The sequence below is a fragment of the Pseudomonas sp. GM41(2012) genome (assembly GCF_000282315.2).
Taxonomy (GTDB): domain Bacteria; phylum Pseudomonadota; class Gammaproteobacteria; order Pseudomonadales; family Pseudomonadaceae; genus Aquipseudomonas.
Window position 1 is genome coordinate 2478933 of the sequence record NZ_AKJN02000006.1, and the last position, 24732, is coordinate 2503664.

At 60.4% G+C, this 24732-nt stretch carries 22 protein-coding genes and 1 pseudogene; 6 read left to right on the forward strand and 17 right to left on the reverse strand.

The window, feature by feature from the left end:
* Positions 1–59 precede the first annotated feature (59 nt).
* From PMI27_RS14775 to PMI27_RS14735, 9 genes are all read right to left on the reverse strand, one after another.
* Complete coding sequence (locus PMI27_RS14775) at positions 60–866, reverse strand: DUF4892 domain-containing protein (RefSeq protein ID WP_008148049.1); 807 nt, start codon at positions 864–866, stop codon at positions 60–62.
* Positions 867–874: 8 nt separating this feature from the next.
* Positions 875–1534 (reverse strand): glutathione S-transferase family protein, encoded by a 660-nt coding sequence (locus PMI27_RS14770; RefSeq protein WP_008148047.1) that lies wholly within the window; start codon positions 1532–1534, stop codon positions 875–877.
* Between the two features lie 50 nt (positions 1535–1584).
* Positions 1585–2439 carry an alpha/beta hydrolase gene (locus tag PMI27_RS14765; RefSeq protein WP_008148045.1) on the reverse strand — a complete coding sequence of 285 codons (855 nt, stop codon included), beginning with the start codon at positions 2437–2439 and terminating at the stop codon, positions 1585–1587.
* The gene (locus PMI27_RS14760; RefSeq protein ID WP_008148042.1) at positions 2436–3242 is read right to left on the reverse strand and encodes an alpha/beta fold hydrolase; all 807 of its coding nucleotides are present in this window, start codon (positions 3240–3242) and stop codon (positions 2436–2438) included. The genes PMI27_RS14765 and PMI27_RS14760 overlap by 4 nt, the downstream gene beginning before the upstream one ends.
* A 332-nt stretch (positions 3243–3574) precedes the next feature.
* Positions 3575–4018 carry a hotdog fold thioesterase gene (locus PMI27_RS14755; protein ID WP_008148040.1) on the reverse strand — a complete coding sequence of 148 codons (444 nt, stop codon included), beginning with the start codon at positions 4016–4018 and terminating at the stop codon, positions 3575–3577.
* A gap of 32 nt (positions 4019–4050) precedes the next feature.
* Positions 4051–5718 (reverse strand): AMP-binding protein, encoded by a 1668-nt coding sequence (locus PMI27_RS14750; RefSeq protein WP_008148038.1) that lies wholly within the window; start codon positions 5716–5718, stop codon positions 4051–4053.
* Positions 5719–5916: 198 nt separating this feature from the next.
* Positions 5917–6369 (reverse strand): phosphohistidine phosphatase SixA, encoded by a 453-nt coding sequence (gene sixA, locus PMI27_RS14745; protein ID WP_008148035.1) that lies wholly within the window; start codon positions 6367–6369, stop codon positions 5917–5919.
* On the reverse strand, positions 6366–6713 hold the full coding sequence (locus tag PMI27_RS14740) for a DUF4389 domain-containing protein (protein WP_008148033.1): 348 nt from the start codon (positions 6711–6713) through the stop codon (positions 6366–6368). The genes sixA and PMI27_RS14740 overlap by 4 nt, the downstream gene beginning before the upstream one ends.
* Before the next feature lie 19 nt (positions 6714–6732).
* Positions 6733–7758 (reverse strand): NAD(P)H-dependent glycerol-3-phosphate dehydrogenase, encoded by a 1026-nt coding sequence (locus PMI27_RS14735; RefSeq protein WP_008148031.1) that lies wholly within the window; start codon positions 7756–7758, stop codon positions 6733–6735.
* Positions 7759–7954: 196 nt separating this feature from the next.
* On the opposite strand from PMI27_RS14735, the gene PMI27_RS14730 reads away from it, so the two are divergent.
* From PMI27_RS14730 to PMI27_RS14705, 6 genes are all read left to right on the forward strand, one after another.
* Positions 7955–10078: a TonB-dependent receptor plug domain-containing protein gene (locus PMI27_RS14730; RefSeq protein WP_008148029.1), complete on the forward strand. Its 2124-nt coding sequence runs from the start codon at positions 7955–7957 to the stop codon at positions 10076–10078.
* A gap of 1 nt (position 10079) precedes the next feature.
* Entirely contained in the window at positions 10080–11012 is a 933-nt protein-coding gene (locus PMI27_RS14725) for an ABC transporter substrate-binding protein (RefSeq protein WP_008148026.1), read from the forward strand.
* Positions 11009–12910, forward strand: coding sequence for an ATP-binding protein (locus tag PMI27_RS14720; RefSeq protein ID WP_008148024.1), 1902 nt, complete (start codon positions 11009–11011; stop codon positions 12908–12910). The genes PMI27_RS14725 and PMI27_RS14720 overlap by 4 nt, the downstream gene beginning before the upstream one ends.
* A gap of 247 nt (positions 12911–13157) precedes the next feature.
* Positions 13158–13673 carry a 3-hydroxyacyl-[acyl-carrier-protein] dehydratase FabA gene (gene fabA / locus PMI27_RS14715; protein WP_008148022.1) on the forward strand — a complete coding sequence of 172 codons (516 nt, stop codon included), beginning with the start codon at positions 13158–13160 and terminating at the stop codon, positions 13671–13673.
* Positions 13674–13684: 11 nt separating this feature from the next.
* The gene (fabB, locus tag PMI27_RS14710; protein ID WP_008148020.1) at positions 13685–14905 is read left to right on the forward strand and encodes a beta-ketoacyl-ACP synthase I; all 1221 of its coding nucleotides are present in this window, start codon (positions 13685–13687) and stop codon (positions 14903–14905) included.
* Between the two features lie 395 nt (positions 14906–15300).
* Positions 15301–15489: a hypothetical protein gene (locus PMI27_RS14705; RefSeq protein WP_008148017.1), complete on the forward strand. Its 189-nt coding sequence runs from the start codon at positions 15301–15303 to the stop codon at positions 15487–15489.
* Positions 15490–15559: 70 nt separating this feature from the next.
* Here the strand turns inward: PMI27_RS14705 and PMI27_RS14700 are convergent, their stop codons facing one another.
* From PMI27_RS14700 to PMI27_RS14665, 8 genes and pseudogenes are all read right to left on the reverse strand, one after another.
* Positions 15560–16102, reverse strand: coding sequence for a DUF2058 domain-containing protein (locus PMI27_RS14700; RefSeq protein ID WP_008148015.1), 543 nt, complete (start codon positions 16100–16102; stop codon positions 15560–15562).
* 28 nt (positions 16103–16130) lie between these two features.
* A complete protein-coding gene (gene mazG / locus PMI27_RS14695; protein WP_008148014.1) occupies positions 16131–16964 on the reverse strand; it encodes a nucleoside triphosphate pyrophosphohydrolase in 834 nt (277 codons plus the stop codon).
* A 149-nt stretch (positions 16965–17113) separates the two neighbouring features.
* Positions 17114–19357: a GTP diphosphokinase gene (gene relA / locus PMI27_RS14690; protein ID WP_008148011.1), complete on the reverse strand. Its 2244-nt coding sequence runs from the start codon at positions 19355–19357 to the stop codon at positions 17114–17116.
* Between the two features lie 123 nt (positions 19358–19480).
* Positions 19481–20833: a 23S rRNA (uracil(1939)-C(5))-methyltransferase RlmD gene (gene rlmD, locus PMI27_RS14685; protein ID WP_008148009.1), complete on the reverse strand. Its 1353-nt coding sequence runs from the start codon at positions 20831–20833 to the stop codon at positions 19481–19483.
* On the reverse strand, positions 20833–21735 hold the full coding sequence (gene cysM, locus PMI27_RS14680; RefSeq protein WP_008148007.1) for a cysteine synthase CysM: 903 nt from the start codon (positions 21733–21735) through the stop codon (positions 20833–20835). The genes rlmD and cysM overlap by 1 nt, the downstream gene beginning before the upstream one ends.
* A gap of 140 nt (positions 21736–21875) precedes the next feature.
* Positions 21876–22223, reverse strand: a pseudogene (locus PMI27_RS14675) (DUF1016 N-terminal domain-containing protein); the annotation flags it as partial.
* Positions 22224–22339: 116 nt separating this feature from the next.
* Entirely contained in the window at positions 22340–23836 is a 1497-nt protein-coding gene (locus tag PMI27_RS14670; RefSeq protein WP_008148003.1) for a sensor histidine kinase, read from the reverse strand.
* A complete protein-coding gene (locus PMI27_RS14665; RefSeq protein WP_008148001.1) occupies positions 23823–24545 on the reverse strand; it encodes a response regulator transcription factor in 723 nt (240 codons plus the stop codon). Before PMI27_RS14665 ends, PMI27_RS14670 begins: the two co-directional genes overlap by 14 nt.
* Positions 24546–24732: the final 187 nt, after the last annotated feature.

Here is a 24732-nt window from a genome sequence, read left to right on the forward strand (position 1 = left end):
AAAAAAGTCAGTCCGCAAAAGAGTGGGCGAACGCAGTGTGTACGTTCGCCTGATAAAGCTTACCGCAACAGTTCGATGTGCAAACCAGCGCCGTCGATGCTGCCGGCTTCCATCCTGGCGGTACGCACCCCCTGTCCGATCAGTGCCTGACGCCAGGCTTCGGCCTTCGGCCCGGAAACACTGACCCGCAACGTGGTGTCCAGATTCAGCCCACGAGAGATCAGGCGTAGCCAGGACTCGTCAGGATCGCCGGTCAGTTTGGGGAAATCGAGTTCACCGGTGCTTTTGAGCTCTCGAAGCAAGGTTGCAGAAGTCGGCAGCAAATCACCCAGCGGCGCGGCGGCGTCAAACTGTTCGACATGCAGATAAGCTTTGCGATTGCCGCGCGTGATGCTGTAAAGCGCCACCAGCGTGTTGTCCTGTGGGGCCGCCAGACGCAACAGCAAAAACGCTTGCTGATCATCTGCGCCATAAAGCTTGGCATTGCCGAAGACGTCATTGGCCCACAGGCTGCTCTCGCCGCAATCACGGGCCTGGCACCAGAACAGCAACTGGGCCTCCTGCTTCTGCAAGGCTTCACGAGCAGCGGTGAAGGCCTCGGTGGAGGAATGCTCCGGTGGCAACTCGTAGGTTACCGAAGTGGTTTGCCCTCTGGCAGCGACCTGGCCGTCGAAGCGCAACTGGCCGCTGATTTTGCGGATCGAACCCAATGGATAGATCCGCTCAAGTTCGGCGACCGGACGATAGTCAACGATCTGCGCATCGGCCATACGCGGCACGATCGGCAGGTCATGGCTGCCCGGGACATCGGCGGCAAATAACAGGGGACTGAAGCAATACAGCGCCAGCAGACTGAATGAACGCATGGATAGACTCATCGGATCAGCATGGCCTGGGCACCCTTGATGATACTGGCGTCATCGATGCGCTCAGGCACCAGCAAACCGCGCTGTACCGCCGGACGCGCCTCCATGGTTGCCATCCAGCGCTGCAGGGCCGGCAAACCGTCGACCGCGACACCCGACCACTCATGGCCACGGACCCACGGATAAGTGGCGATGTCGGCAATGCTGTATTCACCGGCCAGAAACTCCACGGCTTGCAGGCGCGTGTCGAGCACTTCATAGAGGCGGCGGGTTTCATGTTGATAGCGATCGATGGCGCCCTGGAGCTTCTCCGGGAAGTAACGGAAAAACACGTTGGCCTGGCCTTGCATCGGGCCGATCCCACCCATCTGGAACATCAGCCATTGCAGGACCACTGAACGCCCCTTGGGGTCTTTTGGCAGCAGTTTGCCGCTCAGTTCAGCCAGGTAAATCAGGATCGCGCCGGATTCAAACACGGCGAAATCGCCGTTGGCGCGGTCGACAATCGCCGGAATCCGGCCATTGGGATTGATCTTGAGGAAGCCCTCGGACTTCTGTTCCTTTTTGTCGAAACTCAAGGCGTGCACCGTGTAGGGCAGGCCGAGTTCCTCGAGCACGATAGAGACCTTGTGGCCATTCGGGGTCGCAGCGGTGTAGAGATCTATCATGGTTGTCTCCCATTTCAACCCGCCCAGCCTCGACAGTTGCCCGGCGCAAGTCAAGGAACGGCGAAGAACCGATTGAAACAGTCTGCGACAAGGTCGGCACCGGGTTCGTCATTCAGGTGCAAATGATGACCGCCAGGCAGCTGTTCACGGCTAAAGGGTAGACGCTCCAGCAACTCGGGATGTTTGGCGAGCATGCCGTCGGCAGCCACCACCAGTTTTGCAGGACAACTGACTCGCAGGACGAAGGCCATCGCCTGTTCGGTGGTCAGACGCAGCGGCGACGGCAAGGTCAGGCGGTTATCGGTGCGCCAGGTATAACCGCCCGGCACTGGCATCAATCCACGTTGGGCCAGCAGCTCTGCGGCTTCGCGACTGACAGCGACCAAGCCTTTCATCCGCGCTTCGATGGCCCGGTCGAGGGTGTTGTAGACCGGTTTGCGCTTCTCCCGCAAATCCAGCTGCGCTTGCAGGGCCATGCCCATCCGTTCGGCAGCGTTTTCGCCCTTGTCTGTAGGAGGAATGACTCCGTCGATCAACGCCAGATGGGTTACGCGTTCCGGCAACGAACCGGCCAGCACCAGCGAAACGATCGCACCCATGGAATGCCCCAGCAGCCCAAAGCGCTTCCAGCCCAATTGCTCGGCCACTTGCAGCACGTCATGGGCGTAGTCCCACAGCGCGTAACCGGCACCGCTCGGCCGATGCCCGGAATGACCGTGACCGGCCATGTCCAGCGCGATGATGCGCAAGCCTTTGAGCTTCGGCGCCAGCCGGGCGAAGCTGTTGGCGTTGTCCAGCCAGCCATGCAAGGCAATCACCGGCAGGCCGTCTTCGGGGCCGAACAAGTGCGCTGCCAACTCGATGTGCGGCAGGCTCAGGCGAACTTCTTCAACGACGTTGCTCATGCGCAATCCTGTTGGCGGCGACCGTCCCAACGGCTGAGCAGGTTCTTCAGCAGCGTGGCCGTGTCTTGGGGACGTTCGAGGGGAAACATGTGGCCGCCTGGCATGGTCAGGGACTCGCCCAGCGGCAAGCGCCCCACGAGGCTTGCGTGATGACGCATCACCACCCGGCTCTTGTGCCCGCGAACCACCGCCAGCGGCACTTTCAGTTGCCGCGTGCGGCCGGGGCTGGTGTGCGGCACGCCACGGTAGATACTGATTTCCGTGGCCGGGTCGAAGCGCAGGCGCAACCTGTCGCCCACCTTGTGCAAGCCGTGTTGCAGGTAAGCGTCGAAGCATTCCGGATCGAAACCGCGAAACAGGGTTTTGCCCGCGAAATAGAGTCGGGCCGCGTCCAGATCGGTGAACTCTTCCCGGCGTCCCAACGTACGGCCGGCCGGGGTCAGGCGATCGATGAAACCGAAGCGTTTGGCGGCGCGGATCACCCATTGATCGGCGCGGGTCAGCACCGGCGAATCAAGCATCACCACGCCGCGATAGAGCTCGGGGCACCGCAACGCCGCGTGCAGATGCAGCACGCCACCGAAGGAATGGCCGACCCCCCACACGGGTTCCGGTTGCTGCTTGAGGTGATGAATCAGCTCATCGACCAGGTTGTACCAGTTGTCGTCCGCCGGAAAACGCGGGTCATGGGCGTGCTGCTGCAGATGCGTCACCTGATACTCGGGCGCCAGCGCCGCGAACAGCTTGCCGTAGGTGCCCGAGGGGAACCCGTTGGCGTGGGCGAAAAATATCTGTTGCGACATACCGGTGATCCATCAACGAAAACAAGGGTTGATTGTCCGTAAGACGACGTCCTACAGCAATGACCGTAAGTGCCAGGAATGATGACAGTCCGGTCATGGGGATACGGGTCTGTGGATGTTCTGAGTTTGTTGTAAGCCTCAAGATCCACCCCTCCCCCCAGCCCTCTCCCCATGGGGGAGAGGGGAAAGGGAGCAGACCGGGGGCTTTTCAAGACCGGAGTTCGACTCGGACTTTCAGGTCGATGTAGCGCCAAGAACACCTCGGTCAGTCCCCTCGCCCCCGTGGGGAGAGGGTTAGGGTGAGGGGTGCATCTAATTGAAGAAACACACTCTCAGCGGGCGGGCGGATTCTCACCCAACGGCACCACCGCCATGGTCAACCGCGACACACAACTGGCCTTGCCCTCATCGCTGGTCAAACGGATATCCCAGACATGCGTCGTGCGGCCGATGTGAATCGGTTTGGCCACCGCCGTGACCCGCCCGCTGCGCAAGCCGCGCAAATGGTTGGCGTTGACTTCCAGGCCCACGCAGTAAAACTTGCTGGCGTCGATGCACAGGTAACTGGCCATCGAGCCGACCGTTTCGGCCAGCACCACCGAGGCGCCGCCGTGCAGCAAGCCGTAAGGCTGGTGAGTGCGATGGTCGATGACCATGCTCGCGGTCAGGGACTCGTCGTCGAAGGCTTCGAAGCGAATATCCAGCACGTCGCCGATGGTGTTTTTCTGAATTGCGTTCAACTGTTCAATGTTGGGATGGGTACGCCACAAGCTCATTGCTGACATCCTTTGTTGGTTTTATTCGTGACTCAATCCTGCCACAGCACCGCTTCGCTGCGCGCGCTCCATTCTTCGAAGCGGGCACCGTAAGCCGCTTCGATCACGTTGCGCTTGATCTTCAGGGTCGGCGTCAGAAAGCCGTTTTCCACCGCCCAGCTGTCCTTGACCACCACCAATCGATGCAAGCGTTCGTGTTTGTCGAGGACGCCATTGACCTCCTCCAACAGTTTTTCCAAGCTTGAATGCAGGCCCGCCCGCGCCGTTCCGCTGGCGTCCTGCTGACCGACCGCCGAGAGCACGCACAACCCCAGCGGCGCACTCAGGCCATCGCCCACCACGCACACTTGCTCGATGCGCGAATGCTCCGCCAGACGATTCTCGATCGGTGCCGGGGCGACGTATTTGCCTTTGCTGGTCTTGAATATTTCCTTCAGTCGACCGGTCAGGCGCAGGTTGCCTTCGGCGTCCTCCTCGCCCTTGTCGCCGGTGCGCAGGAAGCCGTCCTCGGTGATGGTTTCGGCGGTTTTCTCAGGCTCCTTGAAATACCCGAGCATGGTCGCGCCGCTGCGCACCATGACCTCGCCCGACTCGGCGATCCGCACCTCGACCTCCGGGCAGGGCTTGCCGATCCAGCCGGGTTTGTTCTGGCCCGGCCGGCAAACGTGCGAATAGCCGCAACTTTCGGTCATGCCGTAGACCTCCAGCACATCCAGCCCCAGTTTGCGGTACCACAGCAGCAAGGTCTGCGGCACTGGCGCGGCGCCGGACAGGGCGATGCGCAAGGCATCCAGCCCAAGCCCGGCCAGGACTTTGTGGCCGACCCGCTTGCCGATGATCGGCAGACCGAGCAGGAAGTCGAGGCGCTTTGCCGGGATCTTGCTGTACACGCCCATCTGGAATTTGGTCCAGATCCTCGGCACACCGAACAGCGCGGTCGGTCGTGCACGGCGCAAATCAGTCAGGAAGGTGTCGAGGCTTTCGGCAAAGAACACCGTTTGCCCGGTGTAGATCGACGCCAGCTCGACGAACATCCGCTCGGCGACATGGCACAGCGGCAGGTAGGACAGCAGCCGATCCGACTCATTCAAGCCAAACAGCTGCGTGCCGCGAGTGGTGGCAAACCCCAGATTGGCGAAACTGTGCATCACGCCTTTGGGCATGCCGGTGGTACCGGAGGTGTAAATGATGGTCGCCAACTGGTCGGCGGCCGGCTTGGGATCGTCCTGGATCGGTGAGCTCTTTTGCAGGTCGGCCCAGCTGTAGTCGAAAGTACCAGGCGGATGCAACGGCAGGCTGATCGTCGGCAGATCGGGGCTGATCCCGCGAGACATGCCTGGCCAGTCATCGAGTTTGCCGATGAACACCAGGACCGCTTCGGAGTGTTCAAGGACCTGGGCCACGGTCTCGGCGGTGAGGTTCGGGTAGAGCGGCACCGACACGTGGCCCGCCATCCAGATCGCCAGGTCGGCGATGATCCAGTGCGCGCAGTTTTTCGAGATCAGGGCGATGTGGCTGCCTTGGGGCAGTTCGCGTGCGCGCAGCCAATGCGCGGCGCAGCGCGCCTGATGACCGACGTCGGCCCAGCTCAGGGTCTCGACCTGTCCGCCGCCCGTGGGCTGGACCAGAAAGCGCTGGCGGGGATGACGGGCCTCGCGCTCGTAGAAGACGTCCAGCGGCAAACGAAAAGCAGCAGGCATGCGACTCGCTCCTTTATTTTTGGTCTGGAGCAAGCGTAGCCAACCAAGCAGTTGCTCGGTTGACTATTTCAAACAAAATCAGGAGTCACCGCCCCACCCTGTAGGAGCATGGCTTGCCCGCGATGAGGCCTTCGAAAACGCAAAAGCTTCGCGGGCAAGCCATGCTCCTACAAAAAGCAAAAGCAAAGGCAAAAGCGGTTACGGGTGCTTGATGGCGTTGAGTTTCATCCCGCCGGCCAGCGGCAAATCGCCTTCAAGTTCTGCAAGGCCGGCGGTTTTCACCGCTTCCGGATCTTGCACGTGGCCGTGCTGCAAGTATCCCAACAGGTTGCCCACCAGCGGGTTATGACTGACCAGCAACGCGTGATCCACAGACACCAACTGCTCCGCCACCGCTTGCGGGCGGTTGTCGGGAGTCAGCCAGTCGACGGTGCGAATCTCCGGCGCGAAATTCAGCGCTGTACGCACAATTTCTGCGGTCTCCTGCGCTCGCAGGTAAGGACTGGCGTAGATCGCGGTCAGCGGCTTGCCCGCCAACTCGGCGGCAGTGCGCAGCACTTCTTCACGACCATGGGCGGTCAGTGCCCTTTCCGAATCAGGACGTTTGCCGTGTGGCTCGGCTTCCCCATGACGCAGTATCCAGAGTTTCATAGCTTGGGTTCCTCATCTCGGGCCGGGTGTGGTGCCGGCGCCACAGTGTGCGGCGCTTCACCTTCCGGTGTACGCGGCGTTGGCCAGTCGGCGAATGGCCAGGGCTTCTGGTCACTGTGGAAGCTGCCGAAACGACCGATCTGCGCCAGGAACTGGCTCAGACTGTCGCCGAAGTTCATCAGGCTGGCGCTCGGGGCTCCATATATCAAACGATAGATCAACTGCACCAGCACCACGGCGCCAAGGATGAACTGCGCCACTTGCCAGACCAGCACATAGACGATCATCCACAACACTCGCAGCAGGATGGATTCGTACTTGTCCTCTGTTTTCGGATCGTTCATGTCTCGCTCTCCCTGATGCTTAGTTGAAACCACTGGTGGAAATAAAATCGACGTCGGTTTTCGGCTCGGCACGCATCAATAGACCGATCACCTGCTCCAGCGTGCGCCCTTCGAACAGGATGGCATGCAGCCCGGCGACCAGCGGCATGTACACGCCCACCTCCTGAGCCTTGGTCTTGAGCACCTTGAGGGTGTTCACCCCTTCAGCGACTTCGCCCAGGCGCGTCACTGCATCTTCCAGGCTCAAGCCCTGACCGAGGGCGAACCCGACCTGGTAGTTACGGCTTTTCGGCGACGAGCAGGTGACGATCAGATCGCCGACGCCCGCCAAACCGAGGAAGGTCATCGGGTTGGCGCCCTGATTCACCGCAAAGCGGGTCATTTCCGCCAGCGCCCGGGTGATCAGCATGCTCTTGGTGTTTTCGCCCATGCCCATCGCCACGGCCATGCCGGCAATGATCGCGTAGACGTTTTTCAACGCGCCACCCAACTCCACGCCAAAACGGTCGGCGCTGGCGTACACGCGAAAGGTCCGGCCATGCAACGCTTCCTGGACCCGCTGGCAGAGTTCTTCGTCTTCGCTGGCGACCACCGTGGCGGTCAGCGCGTGCTCGGCGATTTCACGGGCCAGGTTCGGCCCGGACAGCACGCCGATGCGCGCTTGCGGGGCGATCTCTTCGAGGATTTCGCTCATCAGTTTGAAGGTGTGGGCTTCGATGCCTTTGGTCAGGCTCACCAGCAACTTGCCGCTCAAACGCTCGGCGTGCGGCATCAATACCGAGCGCAGCGCGCTGGACGGCAGTGCGACGAAGCACAGGTCGCAGGCTTGCAGCGTGGCCAGCAGGTCGGTGACCGCTTCCACGGCCGGCAGAATCTTGATGCCTTTGAGGTAACGCGGGTTCTCGCGATTGACCCGAATGGCCTCGGCCTGCTCGGGGTCACGCATCCACAGCCGGACCTGATGCCCATTCTCGGCCAGCAGATTAGCCACGGCGGTACCAAAACTTCCGCCTCCCAGGACCGCAATTGGGCGCTGTTCAGTCATATGCAATCCGTTAATCCATACCAGTGGCGATGTCGGCATTATACGGAGCGGCCCAGTGGCGGCCAGCCCCCGCATCAATTACCGACACTTGTAGGAAGAAGACCAAGAAAACCGAGGAAAATGCCCACAACGTGACTGGAAAAGTCATTGCGCTCGGTTAACATGCGCGCCAATTGTTCGCTATCAAGGATGTGTTGTGTCGTTTGGCTCTCCATCACCTCGCTCGCCGCTGGTACTGGCGCTGATGTTCAGCTCGCCATTGCTTGCCGACGACTTGTTCCTCGACAGCGAGCCGCTGCCGCAAGTATTGACCGCTACGCGGCTCAAGCAGTCGCCGGCTGCGGTACCGGGGAGCATGACGGTGATCGACAGCGAACTGATCAACGCCAGTGGCGCCCGGGACATCAGTGAGTTGTTGCGACTGGTGCCGGGAATGATGGTCGGCAACATCAACGGCAACCAGGCGGCGGTGAACTATCACGGCACCAATGCGACCGAAGCGCGACGCATGCAAGTGTTGATCGACGGCCGCTCGGTGTACCGCGCAGGCCTGGCCACGGTGGACTGGAGTGACATTCCGGTGGCCCTGGAAGACATCGAACGCATCGAAGTTTTTCGCGGCCCGAACACCGTCAGCTATGGCGCCAATGCGCTGATGGCGGTGGTCAACATCATCACACGCAGCCCGGCCGACAGCCACGGCACGCGAATGAAAGTCACCCGTGGGCAGCGCGGCATCGACGACTTTTACGCCAGCCAGGGCGTGGGCTGGGACGGCGGCGACCTGCGTCTGTCACTGTCCGGCCAGCAAGACGACGGCTTCGACTCGGACCGTAACGGCGCCGATTACCGCGACAGCCGCCGCTTGAACCGCTTCAACCTCGCCGTCAGCCAGACGCTCACTGAAAACCAGAGCATCGACTGGCAATTGAATGCCAAGGACGGGAGCAACCAGCGGCCGTATACCTACCGCCCGGTCTTCTCGGGGATTACCGCTTCCGGGAACAATTCCGACGTCGTCGCCAAGGACTACGCCGGCTCGCTGCGCTGGAACCTCGACATCAATCCCGATCACAGCCTTTACATCCAGGGCTCGGCGCAGCATTGGGATCGTCAGCAGACCTGGCGCGCCTGCGATGCCGAGGTTTCGTTCAGCCCGCAGCTGACCGAACTCTGGCAGCTCAACCCGAATTACACCGAACGCCTGGCGCGCAACATGGAGCGCTACACCGGCCCCGGCGCGCCCGCAGGTGACCCGGCCCAGCGCGCACTGGCCAATCAAGTGCTCGATCAATGGCGAAACGGCGCCCGGCAAACCCTCTGTGGCGATATTGACCAGAGCACCCGGGAATCGCGCTACGACCTTGAATTGCAGGACACCCTCAGCCTGTCCGACAGTCTGCGGCTGGTCAGCGGCATGAACTATCGTTACGACCGGGCAGATTCCGAGACCTACTTCAATGGCACCCTCGACGACACCACCTGGCGGGCGTTCGGCCAGCTCGAGTGGCGCGCCACCGAGCATTGGTTGCTGCAGGGCGGTGCGATGTTCGAAGACACGCAATTGATCGGCAGTTCGCTCACCCCACGGGTGGCGGTCAACTACCTGATCAACCCGCGTCATGGCCTACGGGCGGTGTATTCGGAAGCCATCCGCTCGCCGGACATGTTCGAGAACAACGTCAACTGGAGCTATCAGGTAAAGAACCTGCGACCCAGCGCCTATGGCCAGTCCAGTGCCCGTTATTTCGTCAAGACCCGTGGCCCCGGCAACCTCGAACAGGAATACATGCGCTCCCGGGAGCTGGGCTATAACGGCTACTTTGCCGAAGTGGGGCTGGCGGTCGATGTGAAACTGTTCTACGACGAAATCACCGGGATGATCAGCGAACCGCTGCGCAACAATCAGTACATCGCCAGCAACTCAAACAGTGCGCGCTTCTCCGGGGCAGAAACCCAGCTCGACTGGAGAATCAGCAGCGCCGATCGCCTGCGCCTGACGTATGCCTACGTCGATGCCGAGGCGAGTAACCCGCAGGATGCCCAACAGACCGCTCGAAACAGCGGTTCCGCCGGTTGGCTGCATAACTGGGGCCACGGCTGGAACAGCGCGCTCTTCTACTATGGTGACGATGCCCTGAACGGCTACCGCTTCGAACGGGTCGACACGCGCATCGCCAAACGCATCGGCCTGGGTAAGGCCAGCCTGGAACTGGCCGGTGTGCTCCAGCAACGCCTCGACCACCAGCCCACAACCTTCGTCGACAACAACTACGACGAGCGCCGGGTGCTTTACTTCAGCGCAGAGCTGGCGTTCTAAGATGCTGTATAGCCCGTCACGCAAGACGCCAATCCTTGGCCGCCTGCTGGCCGGGTTGTGCCTGGTGTTTGCCGGACTGCTGAGCAGCCTGGCGGCCAGCGCCGCGGACATTTTGCTGACCGGCGTCGAGGACAGCCCCGGCGCGCAATCCTTCGCCCAGGCCCTGCGCGAGATGCGCCCTGACGACAGCGTGCGTTTCCAGACACTGGCCAGTCTGCCGGCGCCAGGCAAACTGCCCGCCGGTACCCGTCTGATTCTGCTCGACCTGCCAAGCCTCGACTGGCGCCTGCAAGACCCCCAGGGCCCGGCGACGTTGGTCCTGCGCATCAGCCGCCTGCAAGCCCGCCAGCGTCTGGGGACCACCCTACCCTCACACCTCAGCCTGCTTTGGAGCGATCAGCCTCTGGACCGGCAATTACGCCTGACCCGGCTCCTCCTGCCCCATGCCAAACGCGTGGGTGTGCTCTTCGACAGCCACAGCGAATTCCTGTTGAAAGAATTGCATCAGGCCGCCCACTCCCTGGGCCTTGAGGTGGTTACCGAGCGTTGGGATAACACCAACGACAGCCGGCCGCTGCAGACCTTGCTGAAGAACAGCGATGTGTTGCTGGGCCTCGACGACCCCGATTTATACAACCCGAAAACCGCGAAGAACCTGCTGCTTAGCAGCTACGCGCGGCAAATGGCGCTGATCGGTCCCAATCCCGGATTCGTCAAGGCTGGCAGCCTGGCCAGCACCTACAGCGATCAGAGTGATTGGCTGGAGATTCTCAATGAGCTGCTCGACCGACCACCAACGACATGGCCACGCGCGCATTATCCGCAACATTTCAAAGTCTTGAGTAACCCGCAGGTGGCTCGTTCATTAGGTATTGAACAGATGTCTGATGCGTTTGTCGCAACACAGTTGGCCGCAGGAGAACGCCACCCATGACTTTCCGTCGTCGTTGGGACATCAACACCCGCACGCAAATTATCAGCCTCGGCCCTGCCCTGTTGCTGACGTTGCTGTTGATCAGCTTCTTCACCTTCGTGCGGATCCAGGACCTGCGTCAGGAGCTCAATCACACCGGGCAACTGATCGCCAACCAACTGGCGCCGGCCACCGAGTACGGGGTGATCTCGGGCAACAACGAGGTGCTCGACAGTTTGCTCAAGGCCACCCTGGCCACGCCCAATGTGCGTTTTCTGGAAGTCCAGGACAGCGCCAACCGGATTCTGGTGTACGTCGAGCAACCGTCGGAAACCCACAACCGCTCGCACCAGGTCGAAGTGTTCCAGGCCCCGGTGCGGCTGCAACGCATCCAGCTGCACAATGATTTCCTGCAGGGCAGCCGCGTCGCCAACACGGCGCCCAGCGAGGATTATCTGGGGCGGGTGATCGTCGGCCTGTCCAATGACGCCTTCAGCCAGCGTCAGCAGGAAATCCTGCTCAAGGCCGGGATCCTGGCGCTGTTCGCCCTGCTGTTTACTTTTCTGCTCGCCCGGCGCCTGGCGGGCAGTCTGTCGCAACCGATCCGCGACATCGGCAACGCGGTCAAGGCGATTCAGGACGGCGACTACAAAACGCCGCTGCCGATCGTCGATGACACCGAACTGGGGGCGCTGTCGCAACACATCAACAACCTCGCCAACGGGCTCGAACAAGCCAGTCGTGAACAGCATCAAGCGATGGCGCAGTTGATTCAGACTCGCGAGGAAGCGGAAAAGGCCAACAACGCCAAATCCGATTTCCTTGCGATGATGAGCCACGAACTGCGCACGCCGATGAATGGCGTGCTAGGCATGCTGCAACTGCTGGAAACCACCGAGATGACCGAGGAGCAGGTCGAATACGCGGCGCTCGCCTCGGAGTCCACCGAACACCTGCTCAAAGTCATCAACGACATTCTGGATTTCTCGCGCATCGAGCGTTCGGAACTGGAGCTGGAACACATTCCGTTCAACCTCGCAGACCTGATCGGCAGTTGCGCCCAGTCGTTCTCGCACGGCGCCATGCAACGCGGGCTCGACCTGGCGCTGTCGATTCCGGACGGCATGCGCGCGTTGCAGGTGCAGGGCGACCCGACGCGGATCCGGCAGATCCTGGTCAACCTGATCGGCAATGCGCTGAAATTCACCGAACAGGGCCGCGTCAGCATCGAACCGCAATGGCAGTCGCTGGATCACGAATTGCTGTGGTTCACCTGCACGGTGCGCGACAGCGGGATTGGTATCTCGGCTGAAAGCCTGGAATTGATGTTCAACGCCTTCCAGCAGGCCGACAGCTCTATTTCGAGGCGATACGGTGGCACCGGGCTGGGCTTGCCGATTGCTCGCACGCTGGCTGAACGCATGGGCGGCACGTTGCGAGCCCAGAGCGAGGAAGGTCGCGGCTCGGTGTTCACCCTGGAAATCCCGCTGGCGCTCTATAAACAGACGCTGCCTGTGCCAGTACCGCGTATACCGACCGGCAGCGGTGATGGCGAAGGGCGCAACGTGTTGCTGGTGGAAGACAATCCGGTCAATCAGACGGTCATCGAAGCAATGTTGCGCAGTCTGGGCTTTACTGTCAGCGTCGTCACCGATGGCGCCCAGGCAGTGCGCAGTGCGGAGAGTCTGATTTTTGAAGCGATTCTGATGGACTGCCGGCTACCGATCATCGACGGCTACGAGGCCACCCGACAGATTCGCCAATTACCCGGCTGCACAGACTTGCCGATCATCGCGCTGACCGCCAACGCCTTGCAGGGTGACCGCGAAGCCTGTTTATCGGCGGGAATGAACGATTACCTGGCCAAGCCCTTCAAACGCACAGATTTGCAGCAAATTCTGCAACGCTGGGTGCAGTAGTGCAGGCCTTTCGGCTATCTGCGACTGGCGTGAAAGGCGAAAGTGCGGCAGTCTTAGGCACCCGAACAGGCCCGAAAAGGGGCTTGAATAATAATTTCAGTGCACAAGTGTACATTCATGTCCTTGGTGCTGTGACTTTCACCACAACGCAATAGTCTATGAGTAGGCTGCTGACTCGAGGCATGAACGCTTCGATCGGCCGGGAAGATTTGCCCCACCTGCCGCATGGGACTATTGAGGAGCTCGCATGACCCAACAAAACGCCTTTACTCGGGAAGACCTGCTGCGCTGCAGTCGCGGTGAGCTGTTCGGCCCAGGTAACGCACAACTGCCCGCCCCGAACATGTTGATGGTGGATCGCATCACCCATATCAGCGCCGAGGGTGGCAAGTACGGCAAGGGTGAATTGGTCGCCGAGCTGGATATCACTCCGGACCTGTGGTTCTTCGCCTGCCACTTCGAAGGTGATCCGGTGATGCCAGGCTGCCTGGGCCTCGACGCCATGTGGCAATTGGTCGGTTTCTTCCTCGGCTGGCAAGGTCTGCCGGGCCGCGGTCGCGCCCTGGGTTCGGGCGAAGTGAAATTCTTTGGTCAGGTTCTGCCGACCGCCAAGAAAGTAACCTATAACATTCAGATCAAGCGCGTACTGAAGGGCAAGCTGAACCTGGCCATCGCCGATGGTTCGGTCAGCGTCGACGGCCGCGAGATCTACACCGCCGAAGGCCTTCGGGTCGGCGTTTTCACCTCCACTGACAACTTCTAAGGGTTATCCGCATGCGCCGCGTCGTTATCACTGGTCTGGGCATCGTTTCGTGCCTGGGCAATGACAAAGAGACCGTCTCCGCTAACCTGCGTGCAAGCCGCCCTGGCATCCGGTTCAACCCGGAATATGCCGAAATGGGTCTGCGTAGCCAGGTTTCCGGCTCCATTGACCTTCCCCTCGAAGAGCTGATCGATCGCAAGATCTTCCGCTTCGTCGGCCACGCGGCGGCTTACGCCTACCTGGCCATGAAAGATGCCATCGCAGACTCCGGTCTGACCGATGAGCAGGTTTCCAACGTGCGTACCGGCCTGATCGCCGGTTCCGGTGGCGCGTCGACCTTGAACCAGATGGAAGCGCTGGACATCCTGCGCGAAAAAGGCGTCAAACGTGTAGGCCCGTACCGCGTCACGCGGACCATGGGCAGCACCGTTTCGGCTTGCCTGGCCACGCCGTTCAAGATCAAGGGTGTGAATTACTCGATCTCCTCCGCGTGCGCCACCAGTGCTCACTGCATCGGTAACGCTGTGGAGCAGATCCAGTTGGGCAAGCAGGACATCGTGTTCGCCGGCGGCGGTGAAGAAGAACACTGGAGCCAATCGTTCCTGTTCGACGCCATGGGCGCACTGTCCAGCCAGTACAACGAAACCCCGGAAAAAGCTTCCCGTGCCTACGACGCCAAGCGTGACGGTTTCGTCATCGCCGGCGGTGGCGGCATGGTCGTGGTCGAAGAGCTGGAACACGCTCTGGCCCGCGGCGCGAAGATCTACGCGGAAATCGTTGGCTACGGCGCGACCTCCGACGGCTACGACATGGTCGCCCCAAGCGGCGAAGGCGCCATCCGCTGCATGCAGATGGCGATGGCCACCGTCGACACTCCGATCGACTACCTGAACACCCACGGCACCTCGACTCCGGTCGGCGACGTCATGGAAATGAAAGGTGTGCGTGAAGTGTTCGGCGACAAGGCCCCAGCCATCAGCTCCACCAAGAGCCTGTCGGGTCACTCCCTGGGCGCCGCCGGCGTTCACGAAGCGATCTACTGCCTGCTGATGATGGAAGGCAACTTCATGGCGGGTTCCGCCAACATCGACGAACTGGACCCGGAAGTGGCTGACATGCCGATCCTGACCAAGACTCGTGAAGACGCCACCATCAACACCGTGATGAGCAACAGCTTCGGTTTCGGCGGCACCAATGCCACGCTGGTACTGAAGCGCTGGGCCGGTAAGTAATACCCCGCCCCGCTGCACACAAAAACGCCCCGACTGGTTCGGGGCGTTTTTTTGTGCCTGAAAGATTGAACACCGCAATCCCTGTGGGAGCGAGCCTGCTCGCGATGACGGCACCACATTCAACATTTCTGTATGAATAAGACCGCTATCGCGAGCAGGCTCGCTCCCACAGGTTTTGTGTGAAGCCAGACATTTTCTTCAATGTGAACATGAAGCTTTTGTCATGAAACTCAGCGGCCTGCGACCAAATGCCGCGTGTTTCAAGGGCTGCAGGATTTTCTCTGATTTTGCAAAAGTCCGTTACCAAACTCAGTCGTTTACTTAGCAGGCTAACCAAACATATAACGGAGTCCTGCACACGCCTTGCTGCAGATAACAGAGATTGGAGCTAGCAGATGACTGTAAAAGTAACTGAACGCGACGATTCACATAAATCCCATGAGGGTGTAGCCGCCGGTATCCGGATCTGGGACGTGCACCAACAAGACATGCTGGTGGGGATGTTCCACTCCGAAACCGATGCCCACAGCTACAAGGCCGAACTGGAAAAACTGGAGCAGCAACGAGCGCTCCAATCCGCATAAGCAATGACAGCATTGAAAACGACAAACCCCGCCATGAGCGGGGTTTGTCGTTGCTGCAGCCTTTAACGGCTTACCACATCAGATCGTCCGGGATCTGATAGGCCGCGTACGGATCGTCCTCGGCTGCCACTTCTTCAGTCTTCACGTTCATCTGCACGATACGCTGAGGATCGCGCTCCTGGATCTTCAGGGCCGCCTCACGCGGGATCACTTCATAACCGCCGGCGTGGTGCACGATGGCCAGCGAACCGCTGCTGAGCTTGTTGCGCATCAGGGTGTTGACGCAGATGCGCTTGACCTTCTTGTCGTCGACGAAGTTGTAGTAGTCCTCGGTTGTCAGCTTCGGCAGACGCGAGACTTCGATCAACTGTTTGACCTGAGCAGCGCGAGCCTTGGCCTCGGCCTTCTCCTGTTGCTGACGGTTCAGCTCCTGATCGCGCTTGACCTTCTCGGCCATGGCTTCCTGAGCCGCCCGCTGCTGCGAGTCATCGAGTTCGATCTGACCTTTGTGGGCCAGACGCTGCTGTTTCTGCTTCTCTTTGCCGACCTGTTTGGCCTGCTTCTGGTTGACCAGCCCTGCTTTGAGCAACTGGTCGCGAAGGGAAATGCTCATGGTGCTTATTACTCACTTAGGCAACTGCTCAACCGCAGCTGGGCAAATTCTTTTCCTGACGTTTGGCTTCGCCCCACAAGGCGTCCAACTCTTCGAGGGTGCAATCTTCTATGGGACGGTGGGTGTCGCGCAATGCCTGTTCGATAAAACGGAAGCGTCTTTCGAACTTGCTGTTGGCGCCACGCAATGCAGTTTCGGGATCGACCTTGAGATGACGCGCCAGATTGACCACGGAAAACAACAAATCACCGACTTCATCGGCAATCGCTACCGAGTCATTATCGGCCATGGCTTCGAGCACTTCATCGAGCTCTTCGCGTACTTTGTCGAGCACCGGCAAGGCGTCAGGCCAGTCGAACCCGACCTGCCCTGCGCGCTTCTGCAACTTCGCCGAACGGGACAATGCCGGCAGTGCTGCGGGTACGTCGTCGAGCAAGGACAGCTGCGTTGGCGCGGATGATTTCTCGGCGCGTTCTTCAGCCTTGATCTCTTCCCAACGCTGCTTGACCTGATCTTCATTCAGACGCGGAACATCCAGCGGTGCGTACAGATCACCGGTAGGAAACACGTGAGGATGACGGCGAATCAATTTGCGGGTGATGCTGTCGATGACGCCGGCGAATTCGAAGCGCCCTTCTTCCCGTGCCAGCTGGCTGTAATAAACCACCTGGAACAGCAAATCCCCCAACTCACCCTGCAAGTGATCGAAGTCACCGCGCTCGATGGCGTCGGCGACTTCGTAGGCTTCCTCAAGGGTGTGCGGGACGATGGTTTCGTAGGTTTGCTTGATGTCCCACGGGCAGCCGTACTGCGGGTCGCGCAGACGGCTCATCAGGTGCAGCAAGTCTTCAAGTGAATACATCAATCAGTCTCTACATCAGGCAAACCACAAACCTGTGGGAGCTGAGCTTGCTCCGGGCGGCGATCCGACGATGGCGGACTGCCAGCCAACACAGGTGTTGAATGTTCAATCGCCATCGCGAGCAAGCTCGGCTCCTACAGGGATCGGTTTCACGGCGTCCGGTTACGACGGGTTTCGATGATGTTTGGCAACTGGGAAATCCGCCCCAGCAACCGCCCCAGTGCATCCAGCCCCGGAATCTCGATGGTCAGGGACATCAACGCGGTGTTGTCCTCTTTGTTCGAGCGGGTGTTGACCGCCAGCACATTGATCCGCTCGTTGAGCAGCACTTGCGAAACGTCACGCAGCAGACCGGACCGGTCGTAGGCGCGGATGATGATGTCCACCGGGTAGGTGAGCACCGGCACCGGGCCCCAGCTGACCTGGATGATCCGCTCGGGCTCGCGCCCGCCCAGTTGCAGCACCGAGGCGCAGTCCTGGCGGTGAATGCTCACGCCGCGGCCCACGGTGATGTAACCGACGATCGCATCCCCCGGCAGCGGCTGGCAGCAGCCGGCCATCTGAGTCATGAGGTTGCCGACGCCCTGGATCTGGATGTCGCCGCGCTTGCCCGGTTTGTAACCGGTGGCCTTGCGCGGAATCAGTTCCAGCTGTTCGTTGCCGCGCTCCGGCTCGACCAGTTGCTGCGCCAGGTTCACCAGTTGTGCCAAGCGCAAATCACCGGCACCCAACGCGGCGTACATGTCCTCGGCGGTCTTCATGTTGGCCTTGTCGGCCAGCTTGTCGAAGTCTACCGCTGGCAGGCCGAGGCGACTGAGTTCGCGTTCGAGCAACGTTTTACCGGCGGCGACGTTCTGATCGCGCGCCTGCAATTTGAACCAGTGAACGATCTTCGCCCGTGCCCGCGAGGTGGTGATGTAACCCAGGTTCGGGTTCAGCCAGTCGCGGCTCGGAGTGCCGTGCTTGCTGGTGATGATCTCGACCTGTTCACCGGTTTGCAGGCTGTAGTTGAGCGGCACGATGCGCCCGTTGATCTTCGCGCCACGGCAGTTGTGACCGATTTCGGTGTGCACGCGGTAGGCGAAGTCCAGCGGCGTCGCGCCCTTCGGCAAGTCGATGGCGTGACCGTCCGGGGTGAAAATGTAGACCCGGTCCGGCTCGATATCGACTCGCAGTTGTTCAGCCAGGCCGCCGATGTCGCCCAATTCTTCATGCCACTCGAGGACCTGACGCAGCCAGGAAATTTTCTCTTCGTAGTGGTTGGAGCCGGATTTGACGTCGGTGCCCTTGTAGCGCCAGTGCGCGCAAACGCCCAGCTCGGCTTCTTCGTGCATGGCGTGGGTGCGGATCTGCACTTCCAGCACCTTGCCCTCGGGGCCGATCACCGCGGTGTGCAGCGACCGGTAGCCGTTTTCTTTCGGGTTGGCGATGTAGTCGTCGAATTCTTTCGGGATGTGCCGCCACAGGGTGTGGACGATACCGAGCGCGGTGTAGCAGTCGCGCATTTCCGGCACCAGCACGCGAACGGCGCGCACGTCGTAGATCTGGCTGAACTCCAGCCCCTTGCGCTGCATTTTGCGCCAGATCGAATAGATGTGTTTGGCCCGGCCGCTGATGTCGGCGTCGACGCCGGTGGCGGTCAGCTCATTCTTCAGTTGGCTCATCACGTCGGCGATGAAGCGCTCGCGATCCAGACGCCGCTCATGAAGCAGCTTGGCGATCTGCTTGTACTGATCGGGCTCAAGGTAACGGAAGGACAAGTCCTCCAGTTCCCACTTGATGTGACCGATACCGAGACGGTGAGCCAAAGGCGCGTAGATGTCGAAGACTTCACGGGCGACGCGGTTGCGTTTTTCGTCATCGGCGGTTTTCACCGCACGGATGGCGCAGGTGCGTTCGGCCAGTTTGATCAGCGCAACGCGAACGTCGTCGACCATGGCGACCAGCATCTTGCGCAGGTTTTCGACCTGGCCCTGCGTGCCCAGCACGAGGGATTGACGGGGGCTGAGGCTGGCGCTGATCGCCGCCATGCGCAACACACCGTCGATGAGCTTGGCGACCACCGGACCGAAGCGCTGGCTGACCGCCGGCAACTCAATCTGGCCTTCGCGCACGCCGCGATACAGGATCGCGGCAACCAACGAATCCTGATCGAGTTTGAGGTCGGCGAGAATCTCGGCGATCTCAAGGCCCGTGCGGAAACTCGAGGTCCCTTCGGACCACAGGTTTTTCGCCGCATTGGCTTGTTGTTCAGACGCACGAGCAAACTCGCACGCTTCCTTCAAGGCTTCGCGATCCAGTGCCGGATCGACACTGACCGCATGATCGAGCCAAGCCTCGAGATTGATACTGCCGTCGGTGTTGATCGGCTGGTGTGCTCTCACCTGTACCATCTTGCTTACCTTCCCTACGACGCAGATTCAATGCGTCAAATCGCTGACCTTCGTTGCCCGTGTGCCCACGTAAGGGCTAGTACGCGGCTGCACGGGCGGGCCAGTCGGACCAGACGAGCCGTCCTAGCTCGCTTCAAATAACGCCATGGCCTCGACATGTGCCGTCTGAGGAAACATATCGAGAATCCCGGCACGTTTTAACCGGTAGCCCTGCTTGATCAATTCGACCGTATCGCGCGCCAGCGTTGCCGGATTGCACGACACATACACCAACCGTTTGGCGCCCAGGGACGCAAGCTTGCGCACTGCCTCGAAAGCACCGTCACGCGGTGGGTCCAAGAGTACCGCACAAAAGCCTTCGCGCGCCCATTCGGCATCGGTCAAAGGCTGGGATAAATCGGCCTGAAAAAACTTCGCATTATGAAGATTGTTGCTAGCAGCGTTCGCGGCTGCCCGCTCGACCATCGCCTGCACACCTTCCACCGCCACCACTTCGCGAACGACCTTGGCCAGCGGCAACGCAAAGTTACCCAAGCCACAGAATAGATCGAGAACCCGTTCATCCGCCGTCGGCTTCAGCCACTCCAACGCCTGGGCGATCATCGCTTCGTTGACCCCCGCGTTGACCTGGATGAAATCTCCCGGTCGGTACGCCAGGTTCAAGTCCCACTGTTCAAGTCGATAACCCAACGACTGGTCAGCCTCGACCGGTTGCGGTTCACCGTCACCGTGCAGCCACAATTGGGCTTCATGGAACGCGCAGAAATCCTTGAGGATCGTCATGTCGGCGTCGGACAGCGGCGCCATGTGCCGCAGCAAAACCGCCAACGACGAACCGCTGAACAATTCCACATGCCCCAGCGCCTGAGGTTTGCTCAAGCGCCGAAGCATTTCCGGCAAGCGGGTCATGATCGGTTGCAAAGGCTGTACCAGCACCGTGCATTCGTTGATCGCAACGATGTCCTGACTGCCAGCGGCGCGGAAACCGACTTCGAGTTTTTTCGCTTTCATGTCCCAACGCACCGCCACTCGGGCGCGACGCCGGTAACCGAATTCCGGACCGCTCAACGGCGCGGCCCATTCTTCGGGCTCGACACCGGCGACCTTCGACAACTGCTCGGCGAGCATGCGCTGTTTCAGGGCGAGTTGTTCGTTGTGCGGCAAATGTTGCACGCTGCAACCACCACAGCGACCGGCATGCGGGCACGGTGCCGGGCGACGCAGTTCACTGGCCTGGAACACCCGTTCGGTGCGCGCCTCGACCACTTTGCCGTGGGCACCCAACACGCGGGCTTCGACTTCTTCACCGGCCAATGCGCCGATGACGAACCAGGTGCGACCTTCAAAAAACGCGATACCGCGACCGTCATTAGCCAGGCGCTCGATACTCAAGCGCTGCTTTTTTCCAGTCGGAATTTGCGGGGCCTTGCTGCCGCCGGTGGGCTGGAAGCGCAGGCCTCTCTCTTGCTTGGCCATCAGTTGGGCGCGTCGAAAATGCCGGTCGACAAGTAACGGTCGCCACGGTCGCAGATGATCGCGACGATCACCGCGTTTTCAACTTCTTTGGACAGGCGCAGCATCGCTGCCACCGCACCGCCCGAGGACACGCCGCAGAAGATGCCTTCTTCGCGGGCCAGACGACGGGTCACGTCTTCGGCTTCGCTTTGCGCCATGTCGACGATCCGGTCCACGCGCTCGGCCTGGTAGATCTTCGGCAGGTATTCCTGCGGCCAGCGACGGATGCCCGGAATCGCCGAGCCTTCCATCGGTTGCAGACCGATGATCTGCACGCTCTCGTTCTGCTCTTTCAAGTAGCGCGAGACGCCCATGATGGTACCGGTGGTGCCCATGGAGCTGACGAAATGGGTGATGGTGCCTTCGGTCTGACGCCAGATTTCCGGGCCGGTGGTGGTGTAGTGCGCTTCGGGGTTGTCCCCGTTGGCGAACTGATCCAGCACCTTGCCGCGGCCTTCGGCTTCCATTCGCTGGGCGAGGTCGCGGGCGCCTTCCATGCCCTCTTCCTGGGTGACCAGGATCAGCTCGGCGCCATACGCCGTCATGGCGGCTTTACGCTCGGCGCTGGAGTTGTCCGGCATGATCAGGATCATCTTGTAACCCTTGATCGCGGCGGCCATCGCCAGGGCGATCCCGGTGTTACCCGAGGTCGCTTCGATCAACGTATCGCCGACGTGGATCTGCCCGCGCAATTCAGCGCGGGTGATCATCGACAGCGCCGGACGGTCCTTGACCGAACCCGCCGGGTTATTCCCTTCGAGCTTGAGCAAAAGGGTATTGCTGGTGGCGCCAGGCAGGCGCTGCAAACGGACCAGCGGAGTGTTGCCGACGCAATCGGCGATGGTTGGGTACTGCAAGGTCATGGCGTATTCGCAATCCAGACTGCGGGGGCGCCTATCATACCGGCAAACGTCGGCAGGCCATATCACGCAAAGTACGGTGCTTATGGTTTATGGGAATAAGGGGCTGGATCAGTACTCTTCGCCTTGCGCGAGATTCAATGAAAAATGATCAGGTTGTGCGACCAGGACAATTGTCGCACCAGTGGTGCGACTTTCTCTTCAGCGTGATAAGTCTCATAGAACTGGCGCATGCGAAACAAGTTCGACCGGGTAAACCCGCGCAACCCCGGTTGAGTCTGAGCCAGATGCTCGGCCAACTGGCTGACCACAGAATCGCCCCATTCGGCTTTTTCCAGCTTGCGACTGATGTAAGCACCCACCTGCCAATACAGCTCGATCAACTGGGTATTCACCGCCTGCATGGCCTGCTGCTTGGCACTTTGAATCAGCGCAAGCACTTCATTGAAACGGTCGTCGGTTGTGCTGCCGGGGACACTGGATGCATTCATGCCGAACTCCTGAAGGACGAGGGAAAACGCGAGTCTATTCCGTCAAGTCAGGCTTAAGGTGTCGGCAATACCCTTTAGGAAAGGTCGTACAAAATAACGGGAACGCTCCGGCAAAATCAGAATGGTGGTGTCAGTGACGACGCTATCGCGAGCAGGCTCGCTCCCACAGGGTTAAGGGGTGATAACACCATTTGTGGCCGACACACCTCCACTGTGGGAGCGAGCCTGCTCGCGATAGCGTCGTCACTGACACCAACGTCATCAGCCACCAACCGCATATTCAGCCGCAACCCGGTCTCAGTGTTCTCAGCCCAAAGCCGCCCGCCCTGACGCTGCACCGCATTCCTCGCAATGCTCAACCCCAACCCAAATCCACCATCCCCCGGCCGCGAGCCGTCAAGCCGGATGAACGGCGAGAAGATCCGCTCCAGATCTTCATCAGCCACCCCGCCGCCCTCATCCTCCAGCCACACCTGCCAGAAGTCACCATCGCGCTGCCCACCCAGACGCACAACGCCACCCTGCGGTGAATGACGAATGGCATTGCGCAGGATGTTTTCCAGCGCCTGAGCCAACGTATTGAGATGGCCGCGCACCCAGCAGGAAGAATCCACCGCACACTGCAACTGGCTCGCCGGCCAGCCACTTTCATAGCAGGCATTTTCCGTGAGCATTTCCCACAACGCCTGAACCTGGATCGATTCGTCGGGCAACCGAGTGCGCTCGGTGTCGAGCCAGGCCAGTTGCAGAGTGTCTTCGACCAGCCGCTGCATGCCATCGACCTCTCGGCCAATGCGCTCGCGCAATTGGGTCAACCCCTGCTCGCTTTCGCTGGCCACCCGCAGGCGACTCAGTGGCGTGCGCAATTCGTGGGACAGGTCGCGCAGCAGTTGTTGTTGCAGGGCCACCGTGCTTTGCAGGCGCTCGGACATGTGATCGAAGGCCCGGCCCAATTCACCCAGCTCATCCGGGCGATGGGTGATGCGGCTCGACAACCGCACGTTCAACTGGTCGGCACGCCAGGCATTGGCCTGTTCGCGCAGACTGTTCAAAGGCACGACCAGCAACCGATACAGACCGACGCACAGCAGTAAGGTGAACAACCCGGGAATCACCCCGTTGGTGATCACCCGCCAGAACACCCGGTAACGGCCGGGCACGAAACGCTGGGGCAGTTCGATCACCAGACTGCCAGCGGACGGATCCTTGGGAAAAGGCACTCTCAACCACGGCAAACCTTTGGTATGGCGACTCGTCGGCCAATCCAGACCGCGTAAAAAGGTCAGGCGCCGGGTTTCTTTTTCGGTCAGCGGGTAACTGCTCAATGACTGCAAATCGCCGCCAATCACACCGACCCAGGTCGACTCGCGATGGCCGACGCTGTGCAACCAGGCATCGACGCCTGCACTCTGACGCTTATTCCATGCCTGCTCGGCCTCGGCGGCGTAGCGCATCAGCGTGCCCCGTGCCTCGTTGGACAGGAACAGGTTTTTCTGTTCCATGTAGCGCCCCCAGGACCAACTGAGCCAGATCATCAGCAGACAGAACGCCACCAACAAACACGCCAGTTTCCAGAACAGCGAATGCCTGCCCGGCAGGTCAGTCCACTTCATCGACAGCACTCAATACGTAACCCTTGCCCCACACCGTGCGCACTTCGCGCTCGAGGTAACCGACGGCCTTGAGCTTGCGGCGGATCTGGCTGATATGCATGTCGAGGCTGCGGTCATGGGGCGCGTAACCGCGCTGCAGCACATGCTGGTAAAGGAAGGCTTTGCTCAGGACTTCATCGCCATTGCGGTTCAGCGTTTCCAGCAATCGGTATTCGCTGCGGGTCAGGCCGGCAGCGTGTTCGCCATAAAAGACATCACAGCATTCATCGTCGAAACGCAGGCTGTCCGCCGAAGGCGCAATCGGTGCCGGCGCTGGCCGGCGGTCGAGCGCGACCCGTCGCAGGATCGCTTCGATGCGCACCCGCAACTCGACCATGCTGAACGGTTTGGGCAGGTAATCATCGGCGCCCAGGCGAAAACCACTGATGCGATCCGCCTCGGCACCGAGCGCCGACATCAGCACCACCGGAGTGGAATGGCTCTGGCGCAATTGCGTCAGTACATTCAGCCCGTCCAGGCCCGGCAGCAGAATATCCATCAGCACCACATCGAAGGCTTGCTGGCGGGCGATGGTCAAACCTTCCAGACCGTTCTGGCACCACGTCACCTGAAAGCCGCAACGTCCCAGGTGTTCATGAACATAAGCACCGAGTACGAGGTCGTCTTCTATAGACAGGATACGAGGGTGTCCAGCAGTGATGGGAGTCATGAGTATCTGCAAATAATTCTCAGTTGTGGATTATTCAAGATTGCCTCGCTGCGGGCAACACAAGGTTTGCCCGTGAGGTAAAAGTGGCGATCCAGCCGACGAATGCCGACATCAATTTTACGAAGATTGCCCGCCTGCAAATCGCTACACTGCGCAGGTGGCGCGTGCTGGACGTACGTGCAGGTCA